12 protein-coding genes and 1 riboswitch are annotated in these 14,229 nt (G+C 41.3%); all 12 genes read right to left on the bottom strand.

The features are described 5' to 3' along the window. Window positions 1-381: 381 nt before the first annotated feature. Window positions 382-1,092: an ABC transporter ATP-binding protein gene (locus PCY09_RS08635; RefSeq protein WP_008809553.1), complete on the bottom strand. Its 711-nt coding sequence runs from the start codon at window positions 1,090-1,092 to the stop codon at window positions 382-384. After that, on the bottom strand, window positions 1,092-1,856 hold the full coding sequence (locus PCY09_RS08630; RefSeq protein ID WP_008809554.1) for an ABC transporter ATP-binding protein: 765 nt from the start codon (window positions 1,854-1,856) through the stop codon (window positions 1,092-1,094). The genes PCY09_RS08635 and PCY09_RS08630 overlap by 1 nt, the downstream gene beginning before the upstream one ends. Then, a complete protein-coding gene (locus PCY09_RS08625; RefSeq protein WP_061583097.1) occupies window positions 1,856-2,809 on the bottom strand; it encodes a branched-chain amino acid ABC transporter permease in 954 nt (317 codons plus the stop codon). Before PCY09_RS08625 ends, PCY09_RS08630 begins: the two co-directional genes overlap by 1 nt. A gap of 3 nt (window positions 2,810-2,812) precedes the next feature. After that, window positions 2,813-3,682 carry a branched-chain amino acid ABC transporter permease gene (locus PCY09_RS08620; protein WP_008809556.1) on the bottom strand — a complete coding sequence of 290 codons (870 nt, stop codon included), beginning with the start codon at window positions 3,680-3,682 and terminating at the stop codon, window positions 2,813-2,815. Window positions 3,683-3,840: 158 nt separating this feature from the next. Next, entirely contained in the window at window positions 3,841-5,007 is a 1,167-nt protein-coding gene (locus PCY09_RS08615; protein ID WP_045635067.1) for an ABC transporter substrate-binding protein, read from the bottom strand. Between the two features lie 89 nt (window positions 5,008-5,096). Then, on the bottom strand, window positions 5,097-5,366 hold the full coding sequence (locus tag PCY09_RS08610; protein ID WP_045635066.1) for a YlbG family protein: 270 nt from the start codon (window positions 5,364-5,366) through the stop codon (window positions 5,097-5,099). 77 nt (window positions 5,367-5,443) lie between these two features. Further along, window positions 5,444-6,061: an ATP-dependent Clp protease proteolytic subunit gene (locus tag PCY09_RS08605; protein ID WP_256262209.1), complete on the bottom strand. Its 618-nt coding sequence runs from the start codon at window positions 6,059-6,061 to the stop codon at window positions 5,444-5,446. A gap of 173 nt (window positions 6,062-6,234) precedes the next feature. Continuing rightward, entirely contained in the window at window positions 6,235-6,864 is a 630-nt protein-coding gene (gene upp, locus PCY09_RS08600) for a uracil phosphoribosyltransferase (RefSeq protein ID WP_008809560.1), read from the bottom strand. Window positions 6,865-6,961: 97 nt separating this feature from the next. After that, window positions 6,962-9,622: a magnesium-translocating P-type ATPase gene (gene mgtA / locus PCY09_RS08595; protein WP_061602205.1), complete on the bottom strand. Its 2,661-nt coding sequence runs from the start codon at window positions 9,620-9,622 to the stop codon at window positions 6,962-6,964. Window positions 9,623-9,892: 270 nt separating this feature from the next. Further along, window positions 9,893-10,049, bottom strand: a riboswitch (M-box (ykoK) riboswitch). Between the two features lie 83 nt (window positions 10,050-10,132). Next, the gene (locus PCY09_RS08590) at window positions 10,133-11,299 is read right to left on the bottom strand and encodes a MalY/PatB family protein (RefSeq protein WP_096755029.1); all 1,167 of its coding nucleotides are present in this window, start codon (window positions 11,297-11,299) and stop codon (window positions 10,133-10,135) included. A gap of 1 nt (window position 11,300) precedes the next feature. Next, complete coding sequence (locus PCY09_RS08585; RefSeq protein WP_125397262.1) at window positions 11,301-12,395, bottom strand: cystathionine gamma-synthase; 1,095 nt, start codon at window positions 12,393-12,395, stop codon at window positions 11,301-11,303. A gap of 151 nt (window positions 12,396-12,546) precedes the next feature. Continuing rightward, the gene (locus PCY09_RS08580) at window positions 12,547-14,178 is read right to left on the bottom strand and encodes a polysaccharide biosynthesis protein (protein WP_125397263.1); all 1,632 of its coding nucleotides are present in this window, start codon (window positions 14,176-14,178) and stop codon (window positions 12,547-12,549) included. Window positions 14,179-14,229 lie beyond the last annotated feature (51 nt).

Below are 14,229 nucleotides of genomic sequence, written 5' to 3'. Positions count from 1 at the left end.
AACTTAAAAAGGTCCATTGGACCTTTTTAAAATGTTAAGTTACTTCCGTAACTTTCTAGCAACAACCTAAAAATGTCTCCCAGACAGTTTGAAGAAAACTCGCTGCCACGAATCCCCATCTGCAAGCTGAAACAATCCCCCGAGTATCTTGACGAAAACTTGGTTTTCTTTATCTGCAACTTAAAAAGGTCCATTGGACCTTTTCAAAATGTTAAGTTACTTTCGTAACTTTCTATCAACAACCTAAAAATGTCTCCCAGACAGTTTGAAGAAAACTCGCTGCCACGAATTCCCATCTGCAACCTGAAACAATCCACCCGGGCATCTTGATGAAAACTTGGTTTTCTTTATCTATAACTTAAAAAGGTCCACTGGACCTTTTTAACCACCTAGATATGCTTTGCGGACTTCGTCTGAGGCGAGGAGTTCTTGTCCTGTTCCGGAAAGAACAATTTTACCAGTCTCAAGAACGTAGCCACGATTTGCAATCGAAAGTGCTTTATTGGCATTTTGCTCAATAAGGAGAACTGTTGTCCCTTGTTTTTGAATATCTTGAATGATATCAAAAATTTCTTGAATGAAAATAGGTGCCAATCCCATAGAAGGCTCATCCAAAAGAAGTAGTTTAGGAGTAGACATCAAGGCTCGTCCCATCGCTAACATCTGCTGCTCACCACCCGAAAGGGTTGCAGCATCTTGGTTTTTACGCTCTTCTAAGCGCGGGAAACGAGAAAAGACCTTCTTCAAGTTGGCTTGATTTTCTTCTCGGTTTGTTTTGAGGAAGGCTCCCATTTCTAGATTCTCCATAACTGTCAAACCTGGAAAGACATGACGGCCTTCTGGAACCTGAGAAAGACCAGCTGCTACGATTTTCTGAGCTGGGACTTTCTGGATTTCGTTTCCTAAAAATTCAATTTTACCAGCACTCGGACGAACCAAGCCAGAAATCGTCCGAAGGATGGTTGTTTTTCCAGCACCATTAGCACCAATCAAAGAAACAACTTCTCCTTCATTGACTTCAAAGCTGACATCACGGACAGCCTGAATCATGCCATAGTGGACTGATAAATTCTCAACTTTTAACATAGTCATCAGGCTTCACCTCCTAGATATGCTTCAATAACTCGTTCATTGCTCTTGATTTCATCAGGTGTACCGTGAGCAATCAAACGACCATATTCCAATACATAGATTCGTTCAGTAACTTCCATAACCAAGCTCATATCATGCTCAATCAACATAATGGTAATGTTGAATTCATTTTTGATACGACGGATCAACTCAGTCAATTCTGCTGTTTCTTGTGGATTCATACCAGCAGCCGGCTCATCCAAAAAGAGAATCTTTGGCTCCGTTGCCAAAGCCCGAACGATTTCCAAGCGACGTTGTTGACCATAAGCTAAGTTTTTGGCCAAAGTCTCAGCTTCCTTATCCAAGTCAAAAATCTTCAGCAAATCCAAAGCCTTATTTTTCAAGTCTTCTTCATTTTTATAGAAAGCTGGAAGGCGGAAGAAGGAGGCAAAAGTATGTGGCTTGTGGTGATTCCCAAAAGCAATCAAGACATTGTCTAAAACTGTCAAATCTTTAAAGAGACGGATATTTTGGAAAGTGCGTCCAAGTCCGAGCGATGCAATTTTATATGGAGCTTTACCGTTTAGCAAGTGACCATCTAAAGTCACTGTCCCTTCACTTGGCTCGTATACCCCCGTCAATAAATTAAAGAGAGTTGTTTTACCAGCACCGTTTGGCCCGATAAGTCCGACCAATTCTCCCTCATTTAGCTCTAAAGTCACATCTCCAACGGCTGTCAGACCACCAAAATGTTTTGTTAAATTTTTTACATCAAGAAGTGCCATTATTCTTTGACCTCCTTATCTTTTTTTAAAAAGCGCGACAATTGCAGCTCCCAAGTACCTAGAAGTCCACCTGGACGGAAGATCATAACTAAGATAAGAGCGAGTGAATAGATAATCATTCGAATGCTTGAGAACTCTTGCAAGAGCATGTTCAAAATACCGAGTACAATTGCTGCGATGACTGTTCCTGTCATAGATCCTAAACCACCAAATACAACAATGATTAGGACATTGATCGTGTTGGTAAAAGAGTAATCCTTAGGCACAACTGCTCCGATAAAACCAGCCTTCAAAGCACCTGCAATTGATGCAGTTATCGCCCCAAAGACAAAGGCAACGACTTTAGCCTTAGTTGTGTTAACACCTACAGACTCTGCCGCAATCTCATCTTCACGGACAGACAAGGTTTTGCGCCCCAGAGGACTACGCAAAAAGTTCAATGTGAACAAAGTCGTAATAACAACAAAGAAATAAACCATCTGCCAGCTAGTAAAGCCAGGAATACTTAAAATACCAGCAGCACCATTAGTAACTTCTCCACCATTCACAATCAAGATACGAATAATTTCAGATACTCCAAGAGTTGCAATGGCCAAGTAATCTCCTTTTAGTCGAAGTGTAGGAATCCCAACTCCCAAGGCAACAAGTCCTGCAATGAAAGCCCCTAGTATCATAGCAGCAAAAAAGGCAGGATAGGTTGGAGATTTTGTTCCAATGATTGCAACTGCATAGGCTCCAATAGCCATGAAACCAGCATGGCCTAAAGAAAATTGCCCTGAGAATCCAACAATCAGGTTGAGACCAACCGCTAGAATAATGTTAATACCGATTTCTTCTAAGATTTGCAAATGGAAGGCGTTCAGTATTCCTCCACCAGCTAAAACAGTAATCAAGACAAAGCCTGCAAGAATTAAAGCAAGCCATAGAAGATTTACTTTCAGATTTTGCTTCATACCTTACACCTTCTCTTTCACGTTTTTCCCAAGGATTCCCGCAGGACGAATTAACAAGATGATAATCAAAATACCATAGACAATCGCATCACGGAAGTCTGACATACCAAAAGCTGTTGCAAAGGTTTCTAAAAGACCAATAACAAAACCACCCAAGGCAGCCCCTGGAATAATTCCGATACCACCCAAAACAGCAGCAACAAAGGACTTAATACCTGGAGTCATCCCCATTAAAGGCTCTAATGAGTTATAGTAAAGAGCGATAAGAACACCTGCTGCTCCTGCTAGTGCAGAACCCAATGCAAAGGTGAAACTAATGGTCCTGTTGACATTGATTCCCATTAGTTGAGCAGCGTCACTATCTACTGAAACTGCCCTCATAGCTTTCCCCATCTTGGTTTTTTGTACAATAAATTGCAAAGCCAACATCAAGAAAATAGAAATCCCTAAAATCATCAACTGAATATTTGAGACTGTAATAGGTCCTAAGTTAAAACGAACAGTTGGAATTACCTGAGGGAATGGTAAGGTACTTGCACCGACAAAATAAACCATGAGATATTCCAAAAGGAAGGAAACCCCAATTGCTGTAATTAAGGCTGCAATACGAGTCGAATTTCGTAATGGGCGATAAGCCAAGAATTCAATGACAACCCCTAAAATAGCTGTTCCAATCATAGCCACAATCAAGGCCAAAAAGAAATTTAATTTCAATGAATTAATGAGGAAATACCCCATAAAAGCACCCATCATATAAATATCGCCATGGGCAAAATTAATGAGCTTAATAATACCATAGACCATGGTGTAACCTAGGGCTAACAGTGCATAGACACTACCTAGAATTAGACCATTGACAAGCTGTTGGAGCATAAGACACCACACTTTCTAATATAATAAAATCGGGCAAGAGACAAACTCAATCCTAGAAATTGAATTCATCACCTCACCCGCAGAAAGGAACTGTATTCTGATTTAAATACAATTCCTTTTCCTTCTTTTGTAAGATTCTAGAAATTCAGTTGAATTGCTTAGTTTGGTTTTACTGTTTCCACAGTATCAACTTTACCATCTTTCAAGCCAATCATCAAGGCTGACTTAACTGGGTTATGATTTTTATCCATTGTGATAGAACCAGTCACCCCTTCGAAGTCTTTCAACTTAGCAAGGTTTTCTTTGATATCAACTGAGTTTTTCGCACCCTTAGAAGCTTCTGCTACCATATAAACAGAGTCATAAGCAAGAGCAGAGAACATTGATGGTTCTTCATTATACTTAGCTTTATATGCTTCCAAGAATTTCTTAGCTTTAGCTGTCATGTCTCCGCTAGTTGAGTAACCAGAAACATAGTAAACATTAGTTGCAGCTGCTGGAGTTGCTTGTGAGATAAACTCTTCACTGTTAAATCCATCTCCACCAACAATTGGTTTGTCAATTCCCATACCACGAGCTTGGTTTACGATTTTACCAGCTTCAGTGTAGTAACCTGGAACAACAAGGGCATCAAAGTCTTTACCTTTGAATTTAGTTAAAGCTGCTTGGAAGTCAGTATCTTTTGAGGCAAATGTTTCAGTTGCAACGATTTCACCCTTATACTCTTCTTGGAAAGCCTTGGCGATTCCTTTTGCGTAGTCACTTGAGTTATCGTAGTAAAGAACAACTTTCTTAGCTTTCAAATTGTCTGTGACATATTTGCTAAGAATTTTCCCTTGGAAACTATCTATGAAAGTTGTACGGAACAAGTAGTCTTGACCTTTTGTCAAATCATCCTGAGTACCACTTGGGGTAATCAAAGGAACAGAAGCTTTAGCAGCATTTGTAATCGCTGCACCAGTACCACCTGAAGTCGCAGGACCAATGATGGCATTCACTTTAGCCTGGGTCACCAAGTTTGTAGAAACTGTAGAAGCTTCACTCAACTCGGATTTATTATCCTTATCTGTAATTTCGATTTGTTTTCCGTCTACTCCACCAGCTTTGTTGATTTCATCAACAGCTAACTTAGCAGCTTTTTGTTCAGCGGTTCCGTATGAAGCAACGTCACCAGTTTCTTCAAAGTTGAAACCAATTTTAAGTGTCTTACCAATCTCAGTTCCTGAAGCAGAACCAGAATTTCCTGTTGTAGAGACCTCTCCACAGGCTGCTAGCAATGCAACACTTGCAAGACTAACCAAGGTTAATGCAAATTTTTTCTTCATCAAAATGTTCTCCTTTATGTGTATTCAAAACTATATAGTAAGAATATACCGAATTATCAGAAAATTGTCAATATAAAAACAAACGCTTTTTAAATGATAACGTTTTCCTCTTGGCGATGTAGACTACCAACGAAGTTTTTGTCCAATTCCTGAATATGACAAGCACGAACTTTTTTTACAAACTTTTCCTGTCCCAGCTTCTTCTGCAAGTCTTCCGCTTGCATTTTTGGTACATAGAGCTGAAGATACCGACGTTTTTTAGAATGGTAAACTATATCTCCATATGCAGCAACTTTTTTTACGTCACGATTATAATAAAGATAAACAATTACTCCAACTCGTTCTTCTTTCTGATACATAAACGATCCTTCCCAAACTAGAACTACTTACTGATTATATCAAAAAAGCCCCTTAGGGGCAATTTGATTTTATATGATTAACTCAAATTATTGTTGGCCATGATCTCATCAATGAATCCATAAGCAAGAGTTTCTTCAGCACTCATCCAATAATCACGTTCTGCATCAGCATGAATTTGCTCAACTGTTTTACCAGAATTATCGGCAAGAATTTGCTCTAAAGTTTTCCGGGTCTTCAACAAGTGTTCCGCAGCAATAGCCATATCCGTTTGCTGAGTACCACCACCAGTTCCTCCCATTGGCTGGTGAATCATATATTCAGCATTTGGAAGCATGAAACGTTTGCCTTTGGCACCGCTTGATGCGATGATGGTTCCCATGCTCGCTGCCATACCCATAACGATTGTTTGGACATCGGATTTAATAAAGTTCATGGTGTCAACAATCGCTAAACCAGCTGAGACTGAACCACCTGGTGTATTAACATAGAGGTAGATATCCTTGGTACTGTCTTGTGCATCCAAGAAAAGAAGCTGAGCAATGACTGAATTAGCCATATTATCCTCTACCGGACCTGTCAACATGATGATGCGGTCTTTTAATAGGCGTGAGTAAATATCATACGAGCGTTCCCCACGGCTTGTTTGTTCAATAACTACAGGAATCATAGTTTTCTCACTTTCTGTTAGTTGGATTTTCTATCAAATAGGAAATAGAATATTCAAAGGATGAATCCATTATAACTCTTTGGTCAATAAAGGTCAAATTTTTGAATCGATTAGGAAGTATACTGACCTTGAGAAGCTTATTCTTCAAAACCACTCCATTTTCCTATTTCTTGGATTTTGGACAACCCTTCAGCAAAATCTTATTTAGTTCCGAACAAGCGGTCTCCAGCATCTCCCAATCCTGGTACGATATAACCATGTTCATTTAGATGGTCATCCAAGGCAGCCGTGAAAATATCCACATCTGGGTGTGCTTCCTGCAAGGCTTTTACTCCTTCAGGTGCAGAAACCAAGCATACAAATGTAATGTGACTAGCACCACGTTTTTTGAGAGAATCCACAGCCAAGATCGCAGAACCACCTGTAGCTAGCATTGGATCGACAACGAAAATCTGACGTTGGTCGATATCTTCTGGTAACTTCACTAAGTATTCAACTGGTTTCAACGTCTCTTCATCACGGTACATTCCGATGTGGCCGACCTTCGCTGCTGGAACCAAGCTTAGAAGTCCATCGACCATGCCAATACCAGCCCGCAGGATTGGTACAATAGCTAATTTTTTTCCTGCAATCTGCTTTTGGACTGTTTTTGTAATTGGTGTTTCAATTTCTACATCTTCAAGTGGTAAATCCCGCAAAACCTCATATCCCATGAGCATTGCGATCTCATCAACTAATTCACGAAAAGCCTTGGTAGAGGTATCTGTACGACGCAAGATAGACAATTTATGCTGAATTAGTGGATGAGCGATAACTTCAAGTTTTCCCATGATTGGATTTCCTTCTTTCAATTTATTCTTCTTATTATATCAAAAAAAGATTGAAAAGGCTTGCCATAAGCAAACCTTTTCAGAGTTTTTCTTGGTTCTAAAGCCATTCCCCATATCGCTTGATATACAAGTGTTTAACAAAGGTTACACTAACCATGTAAAGCACAATAATCAGCAGAAGGAAAAGGAAATATGCGCCATTGAGCGGAGCTGTTTTGAGAACAGAAGCAAAGAGGCTATATGGCAAAGAAGTAACAAAGAGAGCAGCAGCCATAGTGGTTACAATAACAGACAAGGCTGGACGGCTTTGCACGAATGGTAATTTAGGTGAGCGAAGCATATAGATGACCATAGTTTGGGTCCACATAGACTCAATAAACCACCCTGTTTGGAAAAGAGTGATAAAGGTTGCCGCTTGCTCAGTACCAGCTTGATAACTACTTCCTGTTATCATAGGAACAATGATAAAGTAAAGGGCCAAGTAAGTCAAAACATCAAAAATGGATGAGATAGGCCCAATCCAAGCCATAAAGCGGGTAATAGAGTTAGCAGACCAAATCCGTGGTTTCTTGAGAAATTCACTATCAACGTTATCGAAAGGCAAAGCTATACAGGACAGATCATAAACCAGATTGAGAACAATCAGGTGAACTGGTGCCATCGGCAAAAAAGGCAAAAAGATGCTGGCAAAGAGGAGAGAAAAGATATTCCCAAAATTGGAACTGACCGTCATCTTAATGTACTTAGTCATGTTGGCATAGACCTTGCGTCCCTCTACCAACCCTTTCTCCAGAACCATGAGGTCCTTATCCAGTAGAATGACATCTGCCGTTTCCTTGGCTATATCGACAGCTGTATCAACAGAAATCCCAACATCGGCTACTTTCATAGAAGGTGCATCATTGATGCCATCGCCCATGTAGCCAACCTTGTGTCCATTGGCCTTGAGTTGAAGGATAATCCGTGCTTTTTGGTCAGGAGAGAGCTTGGCAAAGACCGTTGTATTCTCTACCGCTTTGCTCAATTCCTCATCTGATAAAGCATCTACCTCTACGCCTAGCAAGATATTTTCTACATCAAGGCCAACTTTTTCACAGACTGCCTGAGTAACCTTTTCATTATCACCGGTCAAAATCTTAGTGGCAACACCGTACTCTGCCAAGGTTTCAATAGCGGGAGCCGCAGATGACTTGGGTGGATCCAGAAAGGCCAAGTAGCCCGTCAAGATCATATCAGACTCATCCTTGACCTCATAGTCGTAATCTTCTTCTAGGTCTGACTTGTAGCTAACACCAAGAACGCGTAGCCCTTGCTCATTGAGTTGAGCCACTTCCGCAAGGATTTCCTGACGAATTTCCTCAGTCAGTTCCGTAATGCGATTCTTGTATTCCACATAACTAGAGATCGCCAGCATTTCCTCCAAGGCACCCTTGGTTACCATGCTGATGACATCTTCATCATCTTTGACGATGACGCTCATGCGACGACGCTCGAAATCAAAAGGCAGTTCATCAATTTTTTTAAAGGTTTGGTCTAAATCACGAACAAGCTCATGCTTTTCGGCTTCTTTCTCTGTTCGGTTGATAATGGCCCGATCCATAAGGTTTTTGAGTCCTGTTTGATAGTAGGAATTTAGAAAGGCGCGACGGAGCACTGCCAAGTCTAAATCACCGTGAATGTCCAGTGGATATTCCAAGACAATCTCGTCTTGGGTCAGTGTACCCGTCTTATCCGTACAGAGGATATCAATAGCTCCTAGATCTTGAATAGCATTCAATTTTTTGATCACAACCTTTTCCTGAGCCATGATAATAGAACCTTTAGCCAGGCTGGCTGTGATAATCATAGGTAGCATTTCTGGAGTCAAGCCAACCCCAACGCTGAGGGCAAAGACTCCTGCTTCCAACCAGTCTCCATCTGTCAGTCCATTGATGAAGAAAACAACAGGTACCATAACGAGCATCAGACGAATCAAGAGCCAAGAAATGCTATTCATATCACGCTCAAAAGAAGTCGGCTCATCGTAGGTATTCAGCGTCTGCTCAATGGCCCCCATCATGGTATCGTCACCAACCACCAGTACCAGAGCTGTTGCTCTACCGGAAATAACGTTGGTTCCCATAAAGGCCAGTGACTCTGTTTCTAAAAGGCTATCAAGATTTTGCCCATCCGCCTTAGACAAACATATCTTTTCTACTGCATCGCTCTCCCCTGTTAGGCCAGACTGCTGAACGAAAAAATCACGCGATTCTAATAGCAAAACATCCGCTGGAATCATGTCTCCGGCACTAAGTTTAACGATGTCTCCTACAACAATCTCATCAATGGGAAGTTCTTGTTCTGAACCTTCTCGAATAACCGTAGCTGTGTTGACAATCAACCGAGACAGATTGCTAGCAGCGCGGTCACTACGCAATTCCTGAATAAAACGAATGCCTCCAGAAATCAAGACCAGAACGACAATGATTATGGAAGTTGTCGGATCTTCCTCTCCGGGCTTAGCCAGCCAGACATTGGTCACTAAGGACACCAGAGCAATTACTAGTAATATAACCGTAAAGGGGTTGATAATAGATTCGTAAATTTTCTTTAGAATAGAGTCTTCCTGACCCTTTGTGATGATATTTTCCCCATAGAGGTCACGATTTTCTTCGACCTGCTCTTCTGTCAGACCACGAAAGGCACTTTTGTAGAATGCCAGGGTTTCTTGTACAGGAAGCTGCAAAGCTGCAACTAATCTTTCTTTTACTGTTTTCATTGGTTTCTCCTTAATGTATGAATAATCAAGTTCATACACAGAGACCAATCACTTTATAAGGACCGAACGATACAAATCAGCGATTGGCTGTGTATGTGCGGTTCCGGATGATCGTCAATTTGCATCGCGTGTCTCCTTTCTTTTGCTTAAGTAGCAGGCAATCAACTATTGTATGCTTGAAAAATTTTCAACAAAAAGAATACCCCGCCAATTCTCGGCAGGGTTGTTTGCATGTCAGGTTATTCGCCTCATTGTTTTAAACACAGATAAAGCAAGTATTTACCGTTCAAGCTTTAACTCCATAAGGCAATGAAATGAGCATAGTCTTGACCTTGGCGATCAGGACTGTTGACCAACGAGTAGTGTCTCCACTGCTTTGCGGTAGTCATCCGTATCCTTATGGTAGCCTCACCTACCGATTTTCCATTCTTACTATACTCCTCTTTGCAAGGATTGTCAATAAAGAAATCACTAATTTTAAAATTTTTTACCAACCTATGCTAAAACCCACTACTTAGGCAAAACAGCTCCAATACGTTTACAAATTTCTACAACCATATCCTTTGGTGCTGCTGCATTCAGTCGAGCATGACTCTTTCCTTCTTGACCAAAGTCGCTTCCCCTATTCAGGACGACCTTTGCCTCTTCCCTCAGTAACTGGAAGAGTTGGTCATCCGTCAGACCATAATCTGAAAAGTCCAACCAAATTAGATAGGTTCCTTGGGGCTTCATAACCCTCAAACGTGGTGTCTCTTTGGCAAAATAATCAACCACAAAATCGATATTTTCCTCTAAGACTGTCTTAAGTTCTGTCAACCAGGATTTCCCATAACGATAAGCAGCTTCTGTCGCTACAAAACCAAGGCCTGAAATTTCATGCTGGTTGTTAGCCAGCTGGCGCTTTTTAAACTGATGGCGAAGGCTGGGATTCTCAATCACAGCATAGGAATTTTTAGTTCCAGCAATATTAAAGGTCTTAGTTGCACTGGATAAAATCAGGCTAAAGTCCTTAAAGTCAGGAGAAACAGTATTGAAAGACTGATGTTCATGGCCAAACAGCGTCAAGTCTTGGTGGATTTCATCTGAGACCACGAGGACGCCGTACTTTTGACAGAGGCGGCCAATTTTTTCTAACACTTCCCGTTCCCAAACTCGCCCTCCGGGATTATGAGGATTACAGAGAACATAAATCTTGACTTCATTGTCTACAATATCTCGCTCTAGCTGCTCAAAGTCAATCTGAAAGAGACTATCTTGCTCTATCAGAGAATTGGCAATAAGTCGTCGATTATTGAGCTTGACAGAGCGAGCAAAAGGCGGGTAAACAGGAGTGTTGATGAGAACGGCATCGCCTTCCTTGGTAAAGGCTTGGATAGCCGTTGAAATAGCAGGGACAACTCCTTCGATAAAGACCAAGGCATCCCTATCAAAAGCGTAGCCATGCTCATCCCGTTCCCAATCTAGCACAGCCTTAATCAACTCCTCGCTGGCATAGGTATAGCCATAAACTAAGTGATCCGCATAATCATGAACGGCCTGCTGAATTTCAGGCAGGACCTCAAAATCCATATCCGCGATCCAGGCAGGAAGAACCTCCCTATCCTCTTCAGCTTCTTTCCATTTATAAGTATGATGACCAAAACGATTAGGGGCTGTTTTAAAATTATATTTTCCCATACTAGTCCTCCAAGGCAGCTCGTAAATCAGCCACTAAATCTCGGCTGTCCTCAATCCCAATTGACAGGCGTAGCAAATCATCTGTCAATCCATAAGAATGACGTACTTCAGCTGGAATGTCAGCATGAGTTTGAGTTGTCGGATAGGTAATCAAACTCTCCACTCCGCCCAAACTTTCTGCAAAAGTGAAGACTTTAAGACTGTTTAGGAGATGAGGGATCTTTTCTTCATCTCCAATCTTGAAGGAGATCATACCACCCTTGCCTGGATAGAGAACCTCTTTTACTGCAGGAGATTTCTTCAGAAAAGCAACCACTTCCTGGGCATTCTTAGTAGAACGCTCCATACGGAGAGCCAATGTCTTAAGACCGCGTAAAAGTAAATAACTGTCAAAAGGAGAGAGAACTGCTCCAGTTGTGTTCAGATTATAGAAAAGCCTATCATAGATATCCGTGTCATTGGTCATAACGGCTCCAGCCAAAACGTCATTGTGTCCACCCAGATACTTGGTCGCTGAGTGCAGGACAATATCAGCACCGTCTTCCAGAGGTCTTTGGTAAATGGGACTGTAAAAAGTATTGTCTACTATTACCCTTGCACCACTCTCATGAGCCACTTGGGAAATACGAGCAATATCAAACTCTACCATAAGAGGATTGGTTGGTGTCTCGATATAGACAATATCTATATCTTCCGTCAATTTGTTCAGAAGTTCTTCTTCCGTATTGGCATAGGTAAAGGCAAAGCGGCCTTCTGCTTCAGCCTGAGCAAACCAGCGGAAAGAGCCACCATAGAGATCTCGAACAGCCAAAACTTTACTTCCGACTGGAAAAGCACTAAAGGCCAGCACAATAGCCGACATACCAGAACTAGTTGCTAGAGCATAATCAGCACTTTCGATAGCAGCCAGAGTCTCCTCCAGGCTAACACGTGTTGGATTCTTGGTCCGAGTGTAGTCATAACCTGTTGATTGACCAAACTCTGGGTGCTGGTAGGTCGTTGAAAAATGCAGGGGTGTTGTTAAGGCACCAGTTGCTTCGTCTGTTTTTACCCCAGCTTGGGCCAGTATGGTATTCAAGTTTAATGCTTGACTCATTTCTTATTCCTCACAATCTCGTAAATCTTATTCTATTGTAACATCTTGCGAAAGTTCTGCGCTTTGTTCTTTTCAAGAGCTAGATATAGTCTGAAACTATATAAAAACCCCGACCTTCAAATAGCCGGGGCAAATACTTATGAATTAACATTTAAGAAATATGGAATTTCCTTCTCAAACTGCTTGCTTTTGCCTCTCCTACGAAGCGATCAAGCAAACGAACGCGCAAGGCCAAGCCACCATAAACTGCAATACCAACTCCACCAATTAGAACCAAATAAATCATACTTGAGACACGTCCAGCTGGATGGAAAAAGAAACCAAGAAGCAAATCAGCTAATGCAATGACAACTATCATTAAAAGCGTTAAAATACAAGTCAGTAAACTACGTTTGATCAGGTTTTGAGGATTAAGTCCTGTGATATCGCGAATTTCACGATACATAAAGACGATTGGAACAATCAGACCAATTGTCGTTGAGAGCAGAGGCCCGTAAGCTCTGAAAAGCCAAATCAGAGGAATTTGTAAGATCAACTTTACCACAACACCGTATAAGAAATAAACAATGGCCTTACGGTTTTGGAAGAGGGCTTGGATCATGGGAGCTAGCACTGTATAAAAGCTCAAAATAATTGTCTGTATAAGGGCAAATACAAAAAGTCCCAAAGCAAGTTTATCTGGCTGACCATAAAAGACCGTATAGAGAGGCCGAGCAACCAGAACGGCACCGATCGTTGCAGGTAAGATAAACAAGAGCAACATGGTTAGGTTGTCCTGAATCAAACGAGCAGCAGCCTTAAAATCTCCCTTGACATAATTCTCTGTCAGAAGCGGAATCCCAACCCCACCAATAGAAGTCGCTACAGCAATCAAAATCATAGTTATTTTATTGGGATTAGCCGAGAAGTAACTAAACATGACTAAGAGCTGGGTATTAGTGTAATCCGTAAACCAACTCATTACATGGATGAAGGTCATCTGGTCGATAATCTGGAAAAGCTGGATAGCCGATCCAGTGATAATAAAAGGAATGGCTTCACGAATTGTATCCCAAAGCAATGCTCTGGTATCAATACTGCTTCTGCTTGGTGATTTTTTGAAGATTGCTTGGAGCATATTTTCCTTAGAAAGGAAATAAGCCAAAACTCCTACACTGGCAATCATCCCAATAAAAGCTGCAAATGTTGACTGGGTGACAGCAGAAACATAATTTTTTGATCCGAAATTCATGATAAAGAAGGTCGCAAGAAGCATCCAAATGATTCGAATCAACTGCTCTGCCACTTGACTGATCGCATATGGTTTTAAATTGTTAAAGCCTTGGAAAAATCCTCGGATAACACTCATAGAAGGGAAAATCAGCACCGCCCAAGAGAGGCTTTGCATGATTGGAATCAAATCTTTCCCCCCGCCGGATAAACTAGCAAAGAGAGGAGATAGAAGATACATGATTACTCCAAAAACAGCACCAAGCAACAACATGAACTTGAGGAATTCTCTAATTAAAGTAAAACTGTGTTCCCTTTGATCAATCGTATTGTATTTAGCAACCTGCTTAGCTACAGCCACCGGAATTCCAGCTGTTGAAATCAGCAAAAACCAAGCATAAATGTTGTAGCCCATAGTGAAAAGACCATTAGCCTCCGCACCATGCTTGCCCATCCAAATATACCAAGGAATAATATAAATAGCCCCCAAAAGACGGCTAATAAAGTTTCCAGCAGTCAGCCAGGCAGTTCCTCGCAGCATCTGCTGCTGCTGACTTGTCGTTTCTTGACTCATACGATCAAACCTCATCTTATCATTTAATAGCTTTTATCTTATTATAAACTT

Origin of the sequence: Streptococcus sp. SG2, assembly GCF_030439925.1 — a bacterium.
Taxonomy (GTDB): domain Bacteria; phylum Bacillota; class Bacilli; order Lactobacillales; family Streptococcaceae; genus Streptococcus; species Streptococcus gordonii.
The sequence above is the reverse complement of the archived record's forward strand: the minus strand, read 5'-3'. Positions and strand labels throughout refer to the sequence as shown.

Coding starts and splice junctions, on each gene's coding strand:
- PCY09_RS08635 (WP_008809553.1), bottom strand. CDS start 1,092: ATGACTATGTTAAAAGTTGAGAATTTATCAGTCCACTATGGCATGATT.
- PCY09_RS08630 (WP_008809554.1), bottom strand. CDS start 1,856: ATGGCACTTCTTGATGTAAAAAATTTAACAAAACATTTTGGTGGTCTG.
- PCY09_RS08625 (WP_061583097.1), bottom strand. CDS start 2,809: ATGAAGCAAAATCTGAAAGTAAATCTTCTATGGCTTGCTTTAATTCTT.
- PCY09_RS08620 (WP_008809556.1), bottom strand. CDS start 3,682: ATGCTCCAACAGCTTGTCAATGGTCTAATTCTAGGTAGTGTCTATGCA.
- PCY09_RS08615 (WP_045635067.1), bottom strand. CDS start 5,007: ATGAAGAAAAAATTTGCATTAACCTTGGTTAGTCTTGCAAGTGTTGCA.
- PCY09_RS08610 (WP_045635066.1), bottom strand. CDS start 5,366: ATGTATCAGAAAGAAGAACGAGTTGGAGTAATTGTTTATCTTTATTAT.
- upp (WP_008809560.1), bottom strand. CDS start 6,864: ATGGGAAAACTTGAAGTTATCGCTCATCCACTAATTCAGCATAAATTG.
- mgtA (WP_061602205.1), bottom strand. CDS start 9,622: ATGAAAACAGTAAAAGAAAGATTAGTTGCAGCTTTGCAGCTTCCTGTA.
- PCY09_RS08590 (WP_096755029.1), bottom strand. CDS start 11,299: ATGGGAAAATATAATTTTAAAACAGCCCCTAATCGTTTTGGTCATCAT.
- PCY09_RS08585 (WP_125397262.1), bottom strand. CDS start 12,395: ATGAGTCAAGCATTAAACTTGAATACCATACTGGCCCAAGCTGGGGTA.
- PCY09_RS08580 (WP_125397263.1), bottom strand. CDS start 14,178: ATGAGTCAAGAAACGACAAGTCAGCAGCAGCAGATGCTGCGAGGAACT.